Source organism: Pseudomonas nitroreducens TX1, assembly GCF_000313755.1.
GTDB classification, from domain to species: Bacteria; Pseudomonadota; Gammaproteobacteria; order Pseudomonadales; family Pseudomonadaceae; genus Pseudomonas; species Pseudomonas nitroreducens_A.
The window spans coordinates 21,552-40,267 of record NZ_AMZB01000092.1 but is presented as its reverse complement, the minus strand read 5'-3'; the positions used below and the strand labels follow the sequence as shown (position 1 = coordinate 40,267).

The 18,716-nt window shown below is 65.8% G+C and carries 17 protein-coding genes and 1 pseudogene; 6 read left to right on the top strand and 12 right to left on the bottom strand.

All coding sequences use genetic code 11. The features are described from left to right. Positions 1-267: 267 nt before the first annotated feature. A complete protein-coding gene (gene arfB, locus C167_RS0107630) occupies positions 268-681 on the bottom strand; it encodes an alternative ribosome rescue aminoacyl-tRNA hydrolase ArfB (RefSeq protein ID WP_017517674.1) in 414 nt (137 codons plus the stop codon). 374 nt (positions 682-1,055) lie between these two features. Between arfB and C167_RS0107625 the strand changes: the two genes are divergently transcribed. Continuing rightward, a complete protein-coding gene (locus C167_RS0107625; protein WP_085988838.1) occupies positions 1,056-1,850 on the top strand; it encodes a nucleoside-binding protein in 795 nt (264 codons plus the stop codon). Between the two features lie 94 nt (positions 1,851-1,944). On the opposite strand, the gene C167_RS0107620 is transcribed toward C167_RS0107625, so the two are convergent. From C167_RS0107620 to hppD, 4 genes are all read right to left on the bottom strand, one after another. Beyond that, positions 1,945-2,322 (bottom strand): MliC family protein, encoded by a 378-nt coding sequence (locus tag C167_RS0107620; RefSeq protein ID WP_017517672.1) that lies wholly within the window; start codon positions 2,320-2,322, stop codon positions 1,945-1,947. Between the two features lie 91 nt (positions 2,323-2,413). Further along, the gene (locus C167_RS0107615; RefSeq protein ID WP_017517671.1) at positions 2,414-3,829 is read right to left on the bottom strand and encodes an amino acid permease; all 1,416 of its coding nucleotides are present in this window, start codon (positions 3,827-3,829) and stop codon (positions 2,414-2,416) included. A 100-nt stretch (positions 3,830-3,929) separates the two neighbouring features. Then, on the bottom strand, positions 3,930-4,571 hold the full coding sequence (gene maiA, locus C167_RS0107610; RefSeq protein WP_017517670.1) for a maleylacetoacetate isomerase: 642 nt from the start codon (positions 4,569-4,571) through the stop codon (positions 3,930-3,932). Between the two features lie 52 nt (positions 4,572-4,623). Next, positions 4,624-5,706: a 4-hydroxyphenylpyruvate dioxygenase gene (hppD, locus tag C167_RS0107605; RefSeq protein ID WP_017517669.1), complete on the bottom strand. Its 1,083-nt coding sequence runs from the start codon at positions 5,704-5,706 to the stop codon at positions 4,624-4,626. A 311-nt stretch (positions 5,707-6,017) separates the two neighbouring features. Here hppD and C167_RS0107600 point away from each other — a divergent pair, with 311 nt between their 5' ends. From C167_RS0107600 to C167_RS0107590, 3 genes are all read left to right on the top strand, one after another. After that, entirely contained in the window at positions 6,018-6,785 is a 768-nt protein-coding gene (locus tag C167_RS0107600; protein ID WP_017517668.1) for an AraC family transcriptional regulator, read from the top strand. Between the two features lie 695 nt (positions 6,786-7,480). Next, on the top strand, positions 7,481-7,642 hold the full coding sequence (locus tag C167_RS33640; protein ID WP_017517667.1) for a DUF1427 family protein: 162 nt from the start codon (positions 7,481-7,483) through the stop codon (positions 7,640-7,642). Between the two features lie 33 nt (positions 7,643-7,675). Continuing rightward, on the top strand, positions 7,676-8,632 hold the full coding sequence (locus tag C167_RS0107590; protein WP_017517666.1) for a quinone oxidoreductase family protein: 957 nt from the start codon (positions 7,676-7,678) through the stop codon (positions 8,630-8,632). A gap of 219 nt (positions 8,633-8,851) precedes the next feature. Here C167_RS0107590 and C167_RS0107585 read toward each other — a convergent pair whose 3' ends face one another. Continuing rightward, positions 8,852-9,640: a TenA family transcriptional regulator gene (locus C167_RS0107585; protein ID WP_017517665.1), complete on the bottom strand. Its 789-nt coding sequence runs from the start codon at positions 9,638-9,640 to the stop codon at positions 8,852-8,854. A gap of 76 nt (positions 9,641-9,716) precedes the next feature. Then, positions 9,717-12,167 carry an EAL domain-containing protein gene (locus C167_RS32315; protein ID WP_017517664.1) on the bottom strand — a complete coding sequence of 817 codons (2,451 nt, stop codon included), beginning with the start codon at positions 12,165-12,167 and terminating at the stop codon, positions 9,717-9,719. 367 nt (positions 12,168-12,534) lie between these two features. Here C167_RS32315 and C167_RS0107575 point away from each other — a divergent pair, with 367 nt between their 5' ends. Beyond that, complete coding sequence (locus tag C167_RS0107575; protein ID WP_026078874.1) at positions 12,535-13,029, top strand: hypothetical protein; 495 nt, start codon at positions 12,535-12,537, stop codon at positions 13,027-13,029. Here the strand turns inward: C167_RS0107575 and C167_RS0107570 are convergent, their stop codons facing one another. The 5 genes and pseudogenes from C167_RS0107570 to C167_RS0107550 all read right to left on the bottom strand — a co-directional run bounded on the left by C167_RS0107570 (position 13,030) and on the right by C167_RS0107550 (position 17,489). Continuing rightward, positions 13,030-14,823 carry an ABC transporter ATP-binding protein gene (locus C167_RS0107570; protein WP_017517663.1) on the bottom strand — a complete coding sequence of 598 codons (1,794 nt, stop codon included), beginning with the start codon at positions 14,821-14,823 and terminating at the stop codon, positions 13,030-13,032. After that, complete coding sequence (locus C167_RS0107565; RefSeq protein ID WP_017517662.1) at positions 14,816-15,451, bottom strand: DsbA family protein; 636 nt, start codon at positions 15,449-15,451, stop codon at positions 14,816-14,818. Before C167_RS0107565 ends, C167_RS0107570 begins: the two co-directional genes overlap by 8 nt. Positions 15,452-15,454: 3 nt before the next feature. Beyond that, entirely contained in the window at positions 15,455-16,390 is a 936-nt protein-coding gene (locus tag C167_RS0107560) for a rhodanese-related sulfurtransferase (RefSeq protein ID WP_017517661.1), read from the bottom strand. Between the two features lie 175 nt (positions 16,391-16,565). Then, positions 16,566-16,877: a BolA family protein gene (locus C167_RS0107555; protein WP_017517660.1), complete on the bottom strand. Its 312-nt coding sequence runs from the start codon at positions 16,875-16,877 to the stop codon at positions 16,566-16,568. 52 nt (positions 16,878-16,929) lie between these two features. After that, positions 16,930-17,489: pseudogene (locus tag C167_RS0107550) on the bottom strand (DUF2059 domain-containing protein). 121 nt (positions 17,490-17,610) lie between these two features. Here C167_RS0107550 and C167_RS0107545 point away from each other — a divergent pair. Next, complete coding sequence (locus C167_RS0107545) at positions 17,611-18,624, top strand: DUF2804 domain-containing protein (RefSeq protein ID WP_017517658.1); 1,014 nt, start codon at positions 17,611-17,613, stop codon at positions 18,622-18,624. Positions 18,625-18,716: the final 92 nt, after the last annotated feature.

The following is an 18,716-nucleotide window of genomic DNA, read 5'->3' as shown; positions in this document are numbered from 1 at the left end:
TTCGGTGACTCGGATGAACGCAGGGTGCCAGCCGGTGGCACCCAATCTTCAGCACCCGCCCATGCTTGAGGAGACTTGGAAACTCCCTCTCCCTTCAGGGAGAGGGGACTGGTTCGGTGACTCGGATGAACGCAAGGTGCCAGCCGGTAGCACCCAATCTTCAGCACCCGCCCATGCTTGAGGAGACTCGGAAACTCCCTCTCCCTTCAGGGAGAGGGCTGGGGAGAGGGAATCGCCCGAGCAACAATGCCCAGCCGAACCAACTGGTCAGAAATCCACCTTTCCCCGCCCCGCCTTGATCGCCCCACGCTTGCTCTTGCCCTCCAGCCGGCGCGTCTTCGAACCCAGCGTTGGCTTGGTCGGACGGCGCTTCTTCTCCACCTTCGCCACGCTGCGGATCAGCTCCGCCAGACGGTTCAGCGCATCCTCGCGGTTCTGTTCCCGGGTGCGGTACTGCTGGGCCTTGATCACCACCACGCCCTCGCTGGTGATGCGCTGATCGCTCAACGCCAGCAGGCGTTCCTTGTAGAACTCAGGCAGCGATGAGGCGCACACGTCGAAGCGCAGGTGCATCGCGCTGGACACCTTGTTGACGTTCTGCCCGCCAGCGCCCTGGGCACGGATGGCGTTCAGCTCGATCTCGGCATCAGGGATCTGCACGGTGTTGGAAATCTGCAGCATGGTGACGATTCATGGAGAAAATGATCATCAGGATACCGTGCACCACCGCACCTGTCCCAAAGCCATCTAATTCGCGCCGGCGCGTCCGTTCCTGACTTTCACGTCAATTTTTGTATACGAATCTGTGTACAAGTTTCTCTTGCAATGTCATCAATTCACCATTAGAACCCAGCCTTGTCACCGACCGCAGTTCACCCTGCGGGACGCTGGCCCCGAAGCCCCCAGAACCAAAAAAACAAGAACAGAGGTGCAGCATGGTTTCTTCCGCGACGACGGCCCTTGGCGCCGCCCGCCCCCAACCGCGTTCCAGCCGCCGCCTGAGCACCGGCCGCCGGTTCGCCCTCGGTACCGCGCTGGTACTCGCCCCGCTGGGGATGGCGCAGGCCGACGACGATCGCTTCTTCGAGTGGACCAGCAACACGCTGGGCTTCCGCTACGGCAAGGGCTTCACCAACCCGAACAACCCGCACGACATCAGCAAGCGCATCTTCAGCTTCAGCCACGCCGACGGGTATCGCTACGGCAGCAACTTCTTCCACCTCGACGTGCTGCAGTCCGACAGCGATGACCCGCGCAAGGGCACCGACCATGGCAGCAGCGAGGTCTACGGCGTGTTCCGCAGCCAACTCTATGCCTCGCGGGTGTTCGACCTGCCCCAGGGCAAGGGGCTGGTGAAGGACCACGCCTTCACCTTCGGCTTCGACGCCAGCCGCAACAACAACCTCGGCTCGGCGAAGAAGCGCGCCCTGGTGTTCGGCCCCACCGTGAAGTTCAACGGCCCCGGCGTGCTGGACCTGTCGCTGTTCTACTACCGCGAGAAGAACCATTCCGGCATCCCCAACGTGAAGCACCCGGACCACACCTTCGACCCCACCTACATGGTCAACCTGACCTGGCTGCGGCCGTTCCAGCTGGGCGACCACGGGGCGAAGTTCCAGGGTTTCCTCAACTACACCGGGGAGAAGGGCGAGGATTACAACGACAACGACACCGCGCCGGAGACGCTGATCCGCACCTCGCTGATGTTCGCCACCCTGCCCGGCGCCAAGCGCCAGCCCAACCTGTGGCTGGGCGTGGGCTACGAGTACTGGCACAACAAGTTCGGCGTGGACGGGGGGCGCGGCACGCGTACCTCGACGCCGACGGTGAACCTGGAGTTCACCTTCTAGCCTCGCGAACCCGCCCGGTACCCACCTCACCGATCGAAAGCCCATGAAAAAGCCCGGCATCGGCCGGGCTTTTCGTTCACGTGGCGCAGGAACATCAGCGCTCCTTGCAGGCCACGCCATCGGCGGGCTCGCCGCCCTTCCAGTCCTTGTACAGGGTGGCGTCCTCGCCCTTGGTCCACCAGACGTACTGGCCGGCGGCGTACTTGGCGCCGGAGGCGGAGATGACGTTGGCGAAGACCAGGCTGGAGGCGTCGGTCACCGGTACCACGGCGAGGCTGTTGTCGCCCTTGTTCAGGTACTGCACGCTGATCTTGCGGCCGTCCTCACACTTGTACGAGACACTGCGCGAGTCCAGCTTGGCGTCGCCAGGCAGGACCAGCGCGTCGACCTGGGGCGCTTTCTTTTCTTCGCCACCACAGGCGACGAGCAGGACCGGCACGGCCGCCGCGAGCAGCCAAAGTGCTTTTTTCATGAGTATCCCTCTGACGAAAAATGGCCCGGTCACTCTAGGAAAGGTCGGGCCGCGCGGTCAATCACGGGCGGCCCGGCACAAAGTCTGGCAGTCAGTCGGCCAGCACGGCGGCCGCCTCACCACGCCGCGCCGGCTGGCGCTTGAGGCGATAGCAGCCATACATCACCAGCAGCCACACCGGAATCGCATAGACCGACACCTGGATACCCGGGGTAAGCAGCATGACACCGAGGATGAACACCACGAAGCCCAGGCATAGCCAGTTGGCCGCGGGATACGCCACGGCGCGGAAGGCGGTGCGCTTGCCGTCGGCATCCATGCGCGCGCGGAACTTCAGGTGCGCCAGGCTGATCATCGCCCAGTTGATCACCAGCGCGGCCACCACCAGGGACATCAGCAGCTCCAGGGCGCGGGCCGGGACCAGGTAGTTCACCAGCACGGCGAGGAAGGTCACCGCCGCCGAGACCATCAGCGAGCGCACCGGCACGCCACGGCTGTCCACCTTGGCCAGCGCGCGCGGCGCATCGCCCTGCTCCGCCAGGCCGACCAGCATGCGGCCGTTGCAGTAGGTGCCACTATTGTAGACCGACAGCGCGGCAGTGAGCACCACGAAGTTGAGAACGTGGGCCGCGGTGCTGCTGCCGATCATCGAGAAGATCTGCACGAACGGACTGCCGCTGTAGGAATCGCCGGACGCATTGAGGGTCTGCAGCAGGCTGTCCCACGGCGTCAGCGAGAGCAGCACGGTGAGCGCGCCGATGTAGAAGATCAGGATGCGGTAGATGACCTGGTTGATCGCCTTGGGGATCACCGTTTTCGGCTGGTCGGCCTCGGCGGCGGTGAAGCCGAGCATCTCCAGCCCGCCGAAGGAGAACATGATGATCGCCATGGCCATGACCAGCCCGCCGATGCCGTTGGGGAAGAAGCCGCCGTGGGCCCACAGGTTGCTCACCGCCGCCTGCTCGCCGCCAGTGCCGCTGGCCAGCAGGTAGCAGCCCAGGGCGATCATGCCGACGATGGCGGCGACCTTGATGATGGCGAACCAGAACTCCGCCTCGCCGAAGGCCTTCACGTTGAACAGGTTGATGGCGTTGACCACCACGAAGAACAGCGCGGCGGTGGCCCAGGTCGGCACCTCCGGCCACCAGTAGTGGATGTACTTGCCCACCGCCGTGAGCTCCGACATGCCCACCAGGATGTACAGCACCCAGCAGTTCCAGCCCGAGAGGAAGCCGGCGAAGCCGCCCCAGTACTTGTGCGCGAAGTGGCTGAAGGAGCCGGCTACAGGTTCCTCGACGATCATCTCGCCGAGCTGGCGCATGATCAGGAAGGCGATGAAGCCGGCGATGGCATAGCCGAGGATCATCGAGGGCCCGGCGGACTTGAGCACCCCGGCCGAGCCGAGGAACAGCCCGGTACCGATGGCGCCACCCAGGGCGATCAGCTGGATATGGCGATTCTTCAGGCCGCGCTGGAGCTGGCCTGCGTGTTGAGTTTCACGCGTCATGCGTCACCTGTTGTTGTTATCTGTGACGGGAATCGGCCGCCCGGCTCGTGGCCAGACGGTGCGGGCAAGGCAAGGCTAAAGAGCGGTGGAACGGTGGGGCTTACTGGGCGTCGGGCTGCACCTCCGGGGCGGCCTGCTGGAAGGCGTCGAGGGATTCGCAGCGCGCGGCGATGGCGAGCAGGCGCGGGCAACCGGAGAGGTCGCAATCGAAGCGACGTGCGTTGTACAGCTGGGGAATCAGGCAGGCCTCGAAGTAGCCGGGGCGCTCGCCCAGGGACAGCGGGCCGGTCCAGTGGGCGACGCCCGCTTCCACCGCGCGCAGGCCGGTCTCGACCCAGTGGCGGATCCAGGCATTCTTCGCCTCGTCTGCCACACCCAGCGGGCCGCTGAGGTACTGCAGCACGCGCAGGTTGTTCAGCGGGTGGATGTCGCAGGCGATATGCAGGGACAACGCGCGGACTTGGGCACGTTGCAGCGGATCGCGCGGCAGCAGGCCGGGTTGCGGATGGGTTTCATCGAGGTACTCGAGGATCGCCAGGGACTGGGCAATGCGCACATCACCCTCCACCAGCAACGGCACCAGCTCCTGCGGGTTGAGCGACTTGTAGTCGGCGGCGTGCTGCTGGCCGCCGTCCTTCACCAGGTGCACCGGCACCTGGCGATAGGCCAGGCCTTTCAGGCCCAGCGCAATGCGCACGCGGTACGCGGCGCTGGAGCGCCAGTAGGAATACAGGGTGAGCATGGCGGGTCTCCGCAGGCGACCACGCTAAGCGCGCGGTCGCCCGGCAAGCGAGTTACTGGTCGGAGATCACGCCACGGCGAATCTGGTCTTCCTCGATGGATTCGAACAGGGCCTTGAAGTTGCCCTCGCCGAAACCCTGGTTGCCCTTGCGCTGGATGATCTCGAAGAAGATCGGGCCGATCACCGTGTTGGTGAAGATCTGCAGCAGGATGCCGTCGTCGCCCGGCGCGCCGTCGATCAGGATGTTCAGTTCGCGCAGTTGCTCCAGCGGCTCGCCGTGGCCGGCGACGCGGGTGTCGACCTTGGCGTAGTAGGTATCCGGCGTGCTCATGAAATCCACGCCATTGGCGCGCAGCTGGCGCACGGTGGCGTAGATGTCGTCGGTGGTCAGGGCGATGTGCTGGATGCCTTCGCCGTGGTATTCGCGGATGAATTCCTCGATCTGCGACTTGTCGTCCGCCGACTCGTTGATCGGGATGCGGATCTTGCCGCACGGCGCGGTCATGGCGCGGGACAGCAGGCCGGTGAGCTTGCCTTCGATGTCGAAGTAGCGGATCTCGCGGAAGTTGGCGATGCGCTCGTAGAAGCCGGACCAGACGTCCATCTGGCCGCGCTTGACGTTGTGCGTCAGGTGGTCGATGCACAGCAGGCCGACGGCGTTGTCGTTGGCGCTGCGGCCTTCGATGAATTCGAAGTCGACGTCATAGATGCTCTTGTCGCCATAACGGTCGACGAGGTACAGCAGCGAGCCGCCGATACCTTCGACACAGGGGATGTTCAGCTCGCCGAAGTTGGCGTGGCTGCCCACCAGCTTGGCGCCCTGGGATTCGACGTAGGCGGCGGCCTGGGCTGCGTTCTTCACCCGGAAGGCCATGGCGCAGGCGCTGGGGCCGTGCTTCTTGGCGAACTCGTGGACGTGGCCGGTGGGGCTGCCGTTGAGCACGATGTTGATGTCGTTCTGCTGGAACAGGAAGACTTCCTTGGAACGGTGCTTGGCGGTCTCGGTGAAGCCCATGCCGGTGAACAGCTGGCGCAGCTGCTCGATACCCTGGGCGTCGGGGGCGGTGAATTCGACGAACTCGAAGCCGTCGGTGCCGATGGGGTTGTGTTGTTCGATCTTGGTCACGGCGTTCATCCGGCCTCCTCGTTGTCGTTATCGGCTGGCTCGGCGCGGGGCCGTCCAGGCGTCTGGAATGCCTTCATCTCATCTGTCGCGCAGCTTTGGAACAAGACAGGTGCTGCCGGTTTGCGGCCTGTTTGCGAGGGTGGCCCGGCAAGAAATCGTTACGAGAGCCAAAGCTCCCTGCGGCATGCAGCCGCACCGTAAAGATTTCGTGACAAGGCGGTGCGCCAGCCTGCCAGCGCGAGTGCCGCGCTCTCGTCAGAGGGCCATGCGGCGGCTACCATGCGGCCCATCTCCTCTGCCGAATCACTGTCGCCCGTACCATGGCCCGCGCCGCTCCTCCCGATTTCGACGCCACCCCGGCCCCCCTGCGCGCCCTGGCCCGCAGCTACCCGCGCGGCCTGCACATCGAGCCGCACTCCCACGACTGGGGGCAGGTGCTCTATGCGATGTCCGGGGTGATGTGGCTGGAGACGCCCTCCGAAGCCTTGCTGGTGCCGCCCAACCGCGCCGTCTGGCTGCCGCCGCAGGTGCCCCACGGCATCCGCGTGGTCAGCGAACTGCAGATGCGCAACATCTACCTGCGGCCGGGGACGGCAGACGCCCTCGGCGAGCAGGTGCAGGCGTTCGAGGTGGGCGGATTGCTGCGCGAGCTGATCGTCAGGCTGGTGGAGCACGAGCGAGAACCGGACACCGAGTATTACCAGGCGCTGTCGCAACTGGCCGTACTGGAGCTGCAACGCGCGCGCAGCCTGCTGTTGCGCGTGCCGTTGCCGGACGACTCCGACCGCCGCCTGCTCAACCTGTGCCTGACGGTGATGGCTGAGCCGAGCCAGGCCATTTCCTTCGAACAGCACGCCGCCGACGCGGGCGCCAGCGTGCGCACCCTCGCCCGCCTGTTCCAGCGCAGCCTGGGCATGGGCTTCGCCCAATGGCGGCGGCAGGTGCAGCTGGCCACGGCGGTGGCGCAACTCAACGAGGGCATCGCGGTGAGCCAGATCGCCCATGGGCTGGGGTACCAGCCGGGGGGGTTCAGCGAGATGTTCCGCCGCGAACTGGGTGTGGCGCCTTCGGAGTATTGCGGCAGGTAGCCCGCGTTGACTCCAGCGTCTCACGCTTCTACAGGTAAACATTGGTGCCAGGCGGTTCGCGAGCAAGCTCGCTCCTACGAAGAGCCCGGCACCCAGCTCTGGCTCTGGCTCTGGCTCTGGCTCTGGCTCTGGCTCTGAAAGGTCTTCCAGAGAAACGTCCGCGCACTCCGAACGGCCCCGTTCAGGAGGCCTCGTTGAATTGGAGTTTCAGGGGTTGAGCGACATGGATGTCGCGAGAGCGCTGTCGGGCCACGGATGGCACGTCAGCGCGTGCCCCTGATACTCCAATTCAACGAGGGTATTTTTCGCCCCAAGCGAAAAACCGGATGTCCGGGGCAAGACTTTTTGGTTCCTTTTGTGGCGTTTGACAAAAGGGACTCGCCCGAGGGGGCGAAACACGGAATCAGTGCGCACACCGAAGCGACGCAGGACCGTAGGGCGCATAACCGGGAACGGGTTATCCACCGATTGCCCCCGCGGCGGATAACGCTGGCGCGTTATCCGCCCTACGATGTGGCTTCAGCGCAACGCAAGCCCATCGCAGACGAAGCCCGCTCCTACGCGGGCGCACGCCCATCCAAGACACCCATCGACATCTGTCCGATATTCCGAAGCCCCTGTCCGGCGACGCCCTCCAGCAGCCCCTAGACTGCCACCAACCCACCCAGCCGCCGGAACCATCCACGGAGGACACCATGAGTTACCTGATCTCCCTGGCCATCGGCATCGCCGTCGGCCTCGCCTACCACTTCCTCGACTTCCGCTCGCCAGCGCCGCCGCTGGTAGCGCTGATCGGCCTGCTGGGCATGCAGATCGGCGAGAACGCCCTGCCGCTGCTGACCCGCTGGCTCCACTGACCCCCTCCCCCCTGATCGCCAAGGACCCGTGCCATGAAAGCCCTGCAATTCGACCGCACCGGCGACCTCGCCGCCCTGAGCTTCACCGAGATTGCCGACCCCATTCCCGCCGCCGACGAGGTGCTGGTGGAAGTCCACGCCGCCGGCCTGAACCCCAGTGACGTGAAGAACGTACTTGGCCGTTTCCCCTACACCACCCTGCCCCGCGTACCGGGCCGCGACTTCGCCGGCACCGTGGTGAAAGGCCCGGCCGAGCTGCTGGGCAAATCCGTCTGGGGCACCGGCAAGGGCCTGGGTTTCACCCGCAACGGTAGCCACGCCCAGCTGATGAGCGTGCCGGTCGGCGGTGTGGCGCGGATGCCCGAACGCATGAGCTTCGCCCAGGCTGCCAGCTGTGGTGTGCCCTTCACCACGGCCTGGGACGCCCTGGAGCGCAGCCAGGTCGGTGCCGGTACTCGCCTGCTGGTGATCGGCTCCGGCGCGGTCGGCGCGGCGGCCATCTCGCTGGCCAAGGCCCGTGGCGCGCAGGTGCTGGGCGCGGTGCGGCGGGCCGAGTCGCAGGTGGAACTGCAGGCCCAAAGCGTACCGAGCATTCTGCTGGGCTCGGCGGACACCCTGGCGGCGCAGGTGGACGAGCACTTCCCCGGCGGCGCCGAGGTGATCTTCGACACCACCGGTTTCTGGCTGCCCGCAGCCGTCTCCGCCCTGGCGACCTTCGGCCGCATCGCCATCATCGCCGCACCGGTGGATGGCCACGTGCAACTGCCGGCCCTGGCGCTGTATCGCCGCGGCGGCTCGGTGGTGGGGGTGAATTCGCTGCTGTACGACACGGTCGCCTGCGCGGCGATGCTGCGCCAGTTCGGCCAGTGGTTCGACGACGGCCGGCTGCCGCTGCCCACCGGCCTGCACGAAGTGCCACTGAGCGAAGGCGTGCAGCGTTATCACGAGATCAACGAAGGCAGCAGCGAGAAGATCATTCTCGTGCCTTGAAATTGGCTTTGGCATCGGCGGAGAGCCCCTCTCCCCAGCCCTCTCCCTGAAGGGAGAGGGGGCTATCCGAGCTAGACGGATAGCTAGGTGGTTTTCCTGTTGCCATTATCCGGGCTTCAGGCTTACGCCGAATTTGATCCAGTGCTCCGATCCGCCCCCTCTCCCTTCAGGGAGAGGGTAAAGCCTCGCGTCGATGAACAGGCGGCACCTCGCCCCGCCCTACCCCACCACCTGCATCGGCCCACGCCGCACGTCGCCCTGCACCTGCTCCAGCGCCAGGCACTGGTCGAGGAACAGGCGCATGTAGCCGTAGCTCTTGCAGATTGCCTCGCGCAGCTCCAGGCAACGCGGCATGGCGAGCTGCGGGCCGCAAAGGGTGCAGATGATCTCCAGGGCTTCCCAGGGATGATCGTCGTCGTAGCGGGCATGCATCTTCAGCCAGCGCATGGCGTCCTTGCGGCTGCCGGCCGGCAGGGTGCGTTCGTAGGTATCGGTGGAGCAGACCAGCGCCGACCAGTCGCCGGTGGCGCCTTCGATGGCGTAGTTGGTGGCCGCCATGGCCAGCGCCAGCTCTTCGGTGGCGCAACTGTGCCAGCACCAGTGCCCGAGCACGTGGAGCTCGGCGGGGACCAGTTGCGCCTTGAGCTCGGCCAGGGTCACGCCGTAGGCCTCGGCCCAGCGCACCCAGTAGTCGGCATGGTTGAGCTCGACGCGGATGTTGCGCATCAGCCAGCGTCGCGCCATGTCTTCGCCAGGGCTGCGGCCGAAGCGCGTCTTGAGCAGGTTGTGGGACATGTACAGGGGGAACTGCTCGACCACCTGCCAGCCGCCGACAAGGAAGGCACGCATGGTCTGACGGCTCAATTGGCCGTCACGCATGCGCGCGTAGAGGGGGTGTTCGACCACCGCCAGACGGCTGGCCTCGCACTCCTGCACCAGGCGCTGGGCCCAGTGCGGATAGCTGGAAAGCTCCTTGAGCGGCCCACTGCGAACAAAGGTCTCGTTCATCCAAGGCTCCGTTGCTGGTCGATCCATGCAAGCACCGGTAAATCTGGCCTCAGGTTAGTCCTCTCACGGCTCCGCGTCACCGTCCGGAGGTTGTGTCGGATACTACAGCTGCGACGTGGGTCTCACGCAGGAAGCTTCGATTGAAGGGCTGCGGCCGCGCCAGGCCATATCCCTGGGCGTAGTCGATGCCGATTTCCCGCAACACTTCGAGGATTTCCTGGGTTTCGACGAATTCCGCCACCGTACGCTTGCCCATCACATGGCCGATCTGGTTGATCACCTGGACCATGGCGCGGTCGATGGGGTCTTCGAGCATATCCTTGATGAAGCTGCCGTCGATCTTCAGGTAATCCACCGGCAGGTGCTTGAGGTAGACGAAGGACGACATGCCGGCGCAGAAGTCGTCCAGCGAGAAGCGATAGCCCAGGGCCTTGAGCTCCTGGATGAAGCGCGTGGCGTTGACCAGGTTGGCGATGGCGCTGGTCTCGGTGATCTCGAAGCACACACTGGCAGGCTCGATGCCGTAGCGCGGTTGCACCTCGCGGAGGAAGTCGAGGAAGGTGTCGTCACCGATGGTGGCACCGGAGAGGTTGATGGCGCAGGTGTGGATCGGTTCGTAACCGCCCTCGGCGGCGCGCTCGGCCAGCGTCCTGAAGGCGTTTTCGACGACCCAGCGGTCGATCTCCGGCATCAGGCCGTAGCGCTCGGCGGCGGGGATGAAGTTGATCGGCGCCACCAGCCGCCCGCACTCGTCGTTCAGGCGCAGCAGCAGCTCGACATGGGCGCCTTCGAGCACGCGATCGTCGACCGGGAAGATCGGCTGGGCAAAAAGACAGAAGCGCTCCTCCTCCAACGCCAGGCGGATGCGCTGCACCCAGGCCATCTCGCCGACGCGGTTGGACAGCTCGGTATCGTCCGGGCGGAACACCTGCGCGCGATTGCGGCCCTTTTCCTTGGCCATGTAGCAGGCCATGTCGGCGCAGCGCAACGCCTCTTCCACCGACACCAGCATGGCGGAGATGTGCACCACGCCGATGCTCACGGTGATGTTGAAGCCACGGCCTTCCCAGATGAAATGCAGGGCCTGGACGGTCAGCCGGATTCGCTCGGCGATCTGCTCAGCGAGGTCTGCCGGGCAATGCTCCAGGAGGATGCCGAACTCGTCGCCGCCCAGGCGGGCCAGGGTGTCGCCGTCGCGCAGGCACTGCTGCAGCACCGAGCAGACCTGGCGCAGCAGCTCGTCGCCAGCGGCGTGGCCACAGGTGTCGTTGACCAGCTTGAACTGGTCCAGGTCCAGGTACATCAGCGAATGCTGGTCGTGGGAGTCCGCCGAGCTATCCAGGGCCTGCTTGAGGCGGAACTCGAATTCGCGGCGGTTGGTCAGGCCGGTCAGCGCATCGTGGGTCGCCTGCCACGACAGGCTGGCCATGTACTGGCGCTCGCGGGTCATGTCGTGCAGCACCAGCACCGTGCCGACCACCTTGCCTTCGGCATGAATGGGAGTGGCGACCAGGGTCACCGCCACACTGGTGCCGTCCAGGCGCTGGATCAGCTTGCTGGTCTCGCTGCCGCCGTCCACTTCGCCGCGCAGGATCTGCCCCACCAGCGGCAGCCCCTCCACCTGGGAGTTCTCGTCGAATACCCGCAGCAGCGAACGCAGCGGCAGGCCGACCGCCATCGAATTGTCCCAGCCGATCAGACGCTCGGCGGCCGGATTGAAATAGGCGATACATTCGTGCGCATCGAGCGTGACCACGCCGTCGCCGATGGCCGCCAGGGTGGTCTGGGCGCGTTCCCGCTCGGTATCCAGGGCGCTTTCGAAGGCGCGCTGCTGGCGCAGCAACTTGCGCGTGCGCCACACCGCCAGGAGGATCAGCGCCAGGCCGGTCAGGCCGTTGACCACCAGCAGCACCCACATGATCATCCGCGAGCCCTGCCCCAGTGCCGCGGAGAAGGCCATGGCAGCCGGCGTGACGCCGTCGTTGATGGCCTGGATGCGGCTGTTCCAGTAGCTCAGGTCACCGGGGCGGACGTCGCCTGCGCGGATCTTCGCGCTCATCTCATCGGACACCTGCTCCAGCTGGTCGAGGTAGGCATCGCCGATGATCCACATCTTCACGGCCTGGTCGAAGTAGCTGTACTCATGGAAGTAGCGGTACAGCCAGATCAGAGTGCCGATGTCGTCGGGATGGATGCCACCCTGCAGGGCGCCGGCGCGGGCCAGTTCGAGATCTGGCTGGCTGAGATCGAGGGCGGCGCGGAAAGTGCGGTCGCCCTGGGGAATGGCGATGGCGGCGCGGTAGCGCTCGTAATCCGCCGGGTCGCGACTTTGGCCATAGAGCTGCAGGTAATGGATGGCGTCCTTCTGCCCCTTGGACCAGAGGCTCTCGCCACCGACATAGGCGCGTACCCCGGACAGGATAAAGAAGCTGCCGCTGCCGATCAGCGTCTGTAGCAGGACCACGACCATGAACGGCCAGACCAGCCTGAGCAGACGCGTCGTACGCCGGGTCGGCAAGAGTCCCATTGCATCCATAACCAGTTTCGACTTCCTTCTTATCAATGCCTGGCAGGCCACAAGGGTGCAAAGCAGGCTCACCCGGGACTTTTCTCTCAGGCCGCCCCTCTCTTAACTTCTAGCCGATCATGGGAATTCCGGCAGGGGCCTTTGTGCCATGAGACCCGCCGTCCGGCGGAAAATGTGTTTTTTGCAGCGAGAAATGCCTGTTATCACGCCAAAAGCGGGCTGGCACGACTGAACGATCGGCAGTCTTGCAGGGCACAAGGCCATGGGCCATACCTCAGTCGTGCAATCTGCAACCAACCGACGGAGCGGCCATGCCACGGCGGGATCTGGACAGGCAGTTCGATCACCTGGTGGGCCTGGCCTACGAGTGCCTGCTCGACGCTGCGCTCGCGCCGCCAGTTGCTGGCGCGAGAAATCGACCCGCAGCTGTGACCAGCTCAACGGCCAGGCGCGCATTCTCTGCGTAGGCTGCGGGCACCTGCGCGAAGCCGATCTGGCGCGCTCGGCATCCGCACCCACGCTGGACGATCGGTTCCACGGTCGCCAGGACCTGTGTCATTTCGATCTGATCTACTCGCCCAGCCTCTACGAGGTGCTGGACGAACAAGACGCCCGCGACCTGACCCGCAACCTCTTCGCCAACCTGCTGCCCGGCGGACGCCTGCTGATGGGCAACTTCCTGCCCGGCGTGCCGAATGTCGCCTATCTCGAAGGCCTGCTGGACTGGCACCGGCATTACCGCAACGCCGCCGTTCTGCTCGACCTGCTGCTGGGTATCCCCTACAACGACATCGGCAGCGCGCGAGTCTTCCACGACCCAGGCCATTGCGTGGCCTCCCTCGAAGTCACCCGCTACGGTTGATCAACCCTGCTGCAGGTGCCCGTACAGGCGGGCGTAGAGCCCGCCTTCGGCGATCAGTTGCTGGTGGTCGCCGTCTTCGGCGATGCGTCCGCCATCGAACACCAGCACGCGGTCGGCCTGTTTCACCGCGGACAGGCGGTGGGCGATGATCAGCGTGGTGCGGCCCTCGAGGAAGCGCTCCAGTGCCTGGTGCAGGGCGTATTCGGTGGCGGCATCGAGAGCGGAAGTCGCCTCGTCGAGGATCACCACCTTGGGCTCGGCCAGCACCATGCGCGCAATCGCCAGGCGCTGCCGCTGGCCGCCGGACAGGCGCACGCCGGAACGCCCGACCACGCTGTCCAGCCCTTGCGGCAGGGCGCGGATGGTGTCCGCCAGTTGCGCCACTTCCAGCGCGCGCCAGCAGGCGTCGTCGCCGCGTTCGCGGCCCATGGTCAGGTTGGCGCGCACCGTGTCGTTGAACAGCGCCGGATGCTGCAGCACGACCGCCACATGCTCGCGCACGCAGTCCAGGCCGATCTCCTCCAGCGCCGCGCCACCATAGCGGATGCTGCCCGATTGCGGCTGGTAGAGGCCCAGCAGCAGCTGCACCAGGGTGCTCTTGCCGCCGCCGCTGGCGCCGACGATGGCAACCTTCTCGCCGGGAGCGATGTCCAGGTCGAGCCCGTCCAGCACCCGCTCCTCACCGTAGGCGAAGCTCAGGTCGCGCACCTGGATGCCGACGCTGGTGTGCCCGGCGAAGGGGTCGCGGCGGTGCTCGTAATGCGGTTCGTCGGCGCGCGCCAGCAGCTCGTTGATGCGGGCCAGCGCGCCGCCGGCGGCGTAGAAGGCGTATTGCAGGCTGAGCAGTTGCTCCACCGGGCCGATCATGAACCAGAGGTAGCTGAACACCGCGAGCATCTGGCCGATGGACAGGTCGGAGAACAGCACGGTGAGCATGGCCGCGGCGCGGAACAGGTCGATGCCGAACTGGAACAGCAGCCCGCTGGCGCGCCCGGCAGCGTCGCTCTTCCACTGCGAGGCGACGGCGTAGTCGCGCACTTCACGGGCGCGCACGCCGAGGCGGCCGAGGAAGAAGCCCTGGCGATTGCCGGCGCGCACTTCCTGGATGGCTTCGAGGGTTTCGGTGAGCGCCTGGGTGAAGCGCGAGGTGCTGTCGTTTTCCAGCTTCTTCAGGTGCTTCACGCGCTTGCCCAGCTGCACCGTGGCGAAGATCACCAGCGGATTGAACAGCAGGATCAGCAGTGCCAGCTTCCAGTGCATCCAGATCAGGATGCCGGCGGTGCCGCAGAGCGTCAGCAGCGCCACCAGGAAGCGGCTCAGGGTATCGCCAACGAACTTGTCGAGGGTGTCGAGATCGGTCACCAGGTGCGCGCTGACAGAACCGCCACCGAGGGTTTCGTATTCGCCCAGGGCGATGCGTTTCAGGCGCTCGATCAGGCGCAGGCGGATGCGGTACACCACGTCCTTGGACAGCCGCGCGAACAGCCTGGCCTGCAGCACGTTGAACACCAGCGCGCAGCTGCGCAGCGCCAGGGTCACCAGCAGCATCAGGCCGATGTACCCCGCGGGCTTGTGCCAGCCATCGGGCAGCCAGTGGTTCATCACCTGCAGGGCGGCGTCGCCCTTGCCCAGCAGCACTTCGTCCACCAGCAGTGGCAGCAGCAGCGGGATCGGCACGCTGCAGGCGGTGGCCAGCACGGCAACCAGGTTGGCCAGCAGCAGCGCCTTGCGGTGACGGAAAGCGAGCCGGCGAATTTCCGCCCAGCTCAGGCGGTCAGCCGACAGCTCAGGCATGCCGCCCGCGCTCCAGCCAGCGATCCAGCAAGGGCGCGAGCTCGCTCAACGGCTGGTAGCCGTTGGTCAGCAGCGCCAGCTGGCCGTCGCGCTCGGCCAGCAGCGTGGGGAAGCCGGCGATGCCCAGGTCGCGGGCCCAGGAGAAATCGGCCAGGGTCGCCAGGTGGTTGTCCTGGCTGTCGAAGGCTTCGGCGAACTCGATGCGCGGCAGGCCGACGCTGTCGGCCAGTTCGGCGAGCACACTGGCCTGCGTCACGTCGCGACCCTCCACGTAGAAGGCCCGCTGGATCTCCCCCACCAGCGCCCAGGCGCAGTCCTCGTCGAGGCGGCGCGCCGTGACCACCGCGCGGCAGGTCGGCTCGGTGTCGTAGACGAAGCCGTCGGGCAAGGCGCCGTCGAAGCGGAACGGCTGGCCGGTGGCGTCATGCACCGCGTGCCAGTGTTCGAGGATGTAGCGCTTGGTGGTCGGCTCCAGCGCGGCGCCCTGCCCCGTGCGCAGGCCGCCCATCACCAGCGCCAGCGGCACACCCGCGCCGCGCGCCTGCTCCACCAGCTTCCCGGCCACCGGGGCGAAGCCCCAGCACCAGGAACACATCGGGTCCATTACGTAGAGCAGGCGGCTGGTCATGGATCAGGTCTCCGCGCGTGGGTCACGGCCAATGGGGTGCGGCTGGTTGCGCTGGCGCGCCAGCTCGATCTGCTTCTGCCGCTCGCGGGCGCTGGCGCGGGTCTTCTCCGACAGCGAGTCCCAGCAGTGCGGGCAACTGATGCCCGGCGCGTAATGCTCGGAGGCGCGATCCTCCACCGAGATCGGGTTGCGGCAGGCATGGCACTGATCGTAGTCGCCCTCGGTCAGGTCATGGCGCACGGTCACGCGGTTGTCGAACACAAAGCAGTCGCCGCGCCAAAGGGTCTGCGCCTCAGGCACTTCCTCCAGATACTTGAGGATGCCGCCCTTGAGGTGGAAGACCTCTTCGAAGCCTTCGCTGAGCATGTAGCTCGAGGCTTTCTCGCAGCGGATGCCGCCGGTGCAGAACATCGCGACCTTCTTGTGCCTGGCCGGGTCGTAATGCTTGCGGATGTAGTCGGGAAACTCGCGGAACGACTTGGTCTTAGGGTCGATGGCGCCCTCGAAGGTGCCGATGGCCACTTCGTAGTCGTTGCGGGTGTCGATCAGCAGCACTTCCGGATCGGAAATCAGGGCGTTCCAGTCCTTGGGCTCGACGTAGGTGCCGACCTTCGAATTCGGGTCCACGCCCGGCACGCCGAGGGTGACGATTTCCTTCTTCAGCTTGACCTTGGTGCGGTAGAAGGGTTGCTCGTCGCAGTAGGACTCCTTGTGGTCGACATCGGCCAGGCGCGGGTCGTTGCGCAGCCAGGCGAGCAGGCCGTCGATGCCGGCGCGGGGGCCGGAAACGGTGCCGTTGATGCCTTCCTCGGCGAGCAGCAGGGTGCCCTTCACGCCGTTGTCCAGCAGGGTCTGCAGCAGGGGTTCGCGCAGGTCGACGTAGTCGGGCAGTGAGACGAACTTGTACAACGCCGCGACGACGATTCGTTCTGTGGTCATGCATCACTCCAGTGGTCGCCCGCGTAAAGGGCGGACCGGGCTTCTTTGGAAAAGAAAGTTTGGAAACAAAAGCTGATCGACAGCTGAAAATGACAGCGCCGGCAGAAGCCGGCGCTGGGTGTCGCATTCTACCGGAGCGGGGCGAAGCCCGCACGCGGCTGGTCAGCCGAGCCGATCAGTGAGGAAGATCGTGCTTGCTGCCGCCACGGCAGGTCGGCGACTCCGGCGCCTGTCCCTGCTGCGCCCACTCCTGCGGAGTGTAGGTGTGCAGGGCCAGCGCGTGGATCTGGCCCATCAGCTCGCCGAGCGTGCCGTAGACCTTCTGGTGCCGCTTCACCGAGTTCAACCCCGAGAAGGCCGGGCTGACGATCACCGCCTTGTAGTGCGTTTCCTGCCCGCGGCTATGCATGTGGCTCTCGTCGAGCACCTCGAGGTGTTGCGGTTCGAGAGCGCCCAGGGCGGATTGGAGTCGGTCACGCATGCTCATGTCGGGCCTCGCTGGCAGTCAGTACGGTTCAGGCAGATGGAAATCAGGGCGATCAGGGCTTCTTGGCCGGAGCAGCCGGGGCCTTCACGCCCAGTTCCTTGTCCATGTCGGCCATCAGCTTGTTCACCGGCTCTACCGCGGTCTGCAGCTTGGCCTGGGTCAGCTGGGCGGATTCGGCGGTCAGGCGCGGCATCTTCTCCAGCACCTTGCGGCCCAGCGGGGACGCGTAGAAATCGTTCAGCTGCTTGAGCTCGGATTCGCTGAAGTTGCTGGTGTAGAGCTTGACCAGTTCAGGCTTGAGCTTGTCCCAACCCACAGCGCGGTCCAGTTCGGCGTTGGCCTTGGCCTGGTAGCGATCGAGCACGGCCTTCTTGCTGTCCGGCGCCTTGGCCTGGGCGAAGCGCTGGGCGAGCATCTGCTGGACCTGCGCGTAGACCGGAACGGTCAGCTTGTCGGCATGGACCTGCTTGAGGAATTTCTCCGCCTCGGCGTTGGCATCAGCCAGTGCCACGGAACTGAAGCCAACCAGTAGTGCTGCGGTGCAGAGGGAACGAAGAACGGTCATGGGGCAGTCCTGTGAGTCTGAAAGTGTGTCCGGGTGGGACCCGCCATTCTGCGCCTAAGTTCGGAATGCGCTCAAGAGAATGGCAAATGCCCTGGAAGTGACCGGCTTCTCTTGTAGGACAGTTCATGAAACGGCATGCTGCGGCGCGTTGCCACACGGACGTGACCGATGAACACCTTCACCCACCCACCGACGCCGCCTGCTGCGCCGCCCCTGTGCGATGCGCGCGGCCGCCTGAACAGCGCGGCCGTGGGCTGGTCGTCGCGGCCGCAGACGCTCTGCCGGCTGACCGGCAACCTCGGCCGGCGCAAACGCTGGAACCACTGGTGCATCAACGCGCCGGGCTGGATGCTGTCGATCACCATCGCCGACCTGGACTACCTGGGCTACGGCGCCGTTTATTTCCTCGACCTGGAAACCGGACAGTCGGTGCACCGTACCCAGTTCAGCCCCTTCGGCCTGGGCTGCCAGCTGCCCGATACGCCGAATCAGACCCACGGTTTCGAACATGGCCAGCTGCGCCTGGGCTTCGACGAGCAGCCCGGCCAGTTGCGCATCACCGCCTGCGCGCCCAACCTGGGCGGGCAGCCGCTGAACCTCTCGCTGGAAGTGCAGCGCCCGGCGCACCTGGAGTCGGTCAACCTGGTGGTGCCCATGGGCGGCAAGTGCTTCCACGCCTGCAGCCGGCAGATGGGCCTGCCGATCAGCGGCAGCCTGACCCTGGGCCACAAGACCTATCGCTGCAGCGAAGGCCAGAGCTTCGCCGCGCTGGATTTCGGTCGCGGCGTCTGGCCATTCAATACTCACTGGACCCGCGCTGCCTTCGCCGCGCCTGGCGGTATAGCCGGCAACTTCGGCAGCGGCTGGACGGAAAACAGCCACCTCAGCGAGAACGCCCTGTGGTTCGGCGGCGAGCTGCAGCCGCTGGACGGCCCGGTGGATATCCACCAGGCACCGCACGATCCGCTCTCGCCCTGGCAATTGCGCGGCAGCGAGGAGCGCGTCGAACTCACCTTCACGCCGCGCAAGCTGCACCGCGCCTGCCCTCGCCTGGGCCCGCTGTTCGCCGAGACCAGCCAGTGGTTCGGCCGCTTCGACGGCTCGCTGCGCAGCGCCGACGGCGACCTGGTGCCCGTCAACGGCGCCCTCGGCTGGATCGGCGCCACGCATGCCCGCTGGTGATCTGCTGCGCCACTGAAACCGCTCTATCACGGCCATTGAGCCAGCGAGGAACCCGGAAGCCCCGTAGCGGCCTAAACTGGCCGAGACCCTTT

Coding starts and splice junctions, on each gene's coding strand:
- arfB (WP_017517674.1), bottom strand. CDS start 681: ATGCTGCAGATTTCCAACACCGTGCAGATCCCTGATGCCGAGATCGAG.
- C167_RS0107625 (WP_085988838.1), top strand. CDS start 1,056: ATGGCGCAGGCCGACGACGATCGCTTCTTCGAGTGGACCAGCAACACG.
- C167_RS0107620 (WP_017517672.1), bottom strand. CDS start 2,322: ATGAAAAAAGCACTTTGGCTGCTCGCGGCGGCCGTGCCGGTCCTGCTC.
- C167_RS0107615 (WP_017517671.1), bottom strand. CDS start 3,829: ATGACGCGTGAAACTCAACACGCAGGCCAGCTCCAGCGCGGCCTGAAG.
- maiA (WP_017517670.1), bottom strand. CDS start 4,571: ATGCTCACCCTGTATTCCTACTGGCGCTCCAGCGCCGCGTACCGCGTG.
- hppD (WP_017517669.1), bottom strand. CDS start 5,706: ATGAACGCCGTGACCAAGATCGAACAACACAACCCCATCGGCACCGAC.
- C167_RS0107600 (WP_017517668.1), top strand. CDS start 6,018: ATGGCCCGCGCCGCTCCTCCCGATTTCGACGCCACCCCGGCCCCCCTG.
- C167_RS33640 (WP_017517667.1), top strand. CDS start 7,481: ATGAGTTACCTGATCTCCCTGGCCATCGGCATCGCCGTCGGCCTCGCC.
- C167_RS0107590 (WP_017517666.1), top strand. CDS start 7,676: ATGAAAGCCCTGCAATTCGACCGCACCGGCGACCTCGCCGCCCTGAGC.
- C167_RS0107585 (WP_017517665.1), bottom strand. CDS start 9,640: ATGAACGAGACCTTTGTTCGCAGTGGGCCGCTCAAGGAGCTTTCCAGC.
- C167_RS32315 (WP_017517664.1), bottom strand. CDS start 12,167: ATGGGACTCTTGCCGACCCGGCGTACGACGCGTCTGCTCAGGCTGGTC.
- C167_RS0107570 (WP_017517663.1), bottom strand. CDS start 14,823: ATGCCTGAGCTGTCGGCTGACCGCCTGAGCTGGGCGGAAATTCGCCGG.
- C167_RS0107565 (WP_017517662.1), bottom strand. CDS start 15,451: ATGACCAGCCGCCTGCTCTACGTAATGGACCCGATGTGTTCCTGGTGC.
- C167_RS0107560 (WP_017517661.1), bottom strand. CDS start 16,390: ATGACCACAGAACGAATCGTCGTCGCGGCGTTGTACAAGTTCGTCTCA.
- C167_RS0107555 (WP_017517660.1), bottom strand. CDS start 16,877: ATGAGCATGCGTGACCGACTCCAATCCGCCCTGGGCGCTCTCGAACCG.
- C167_RS0107545 (WP_017517658.1), top strand. CDS start 17,611: ATGAACACCTTCACCCACCCACCGACGCCGCCTGCTGCGCCGCCCCTG.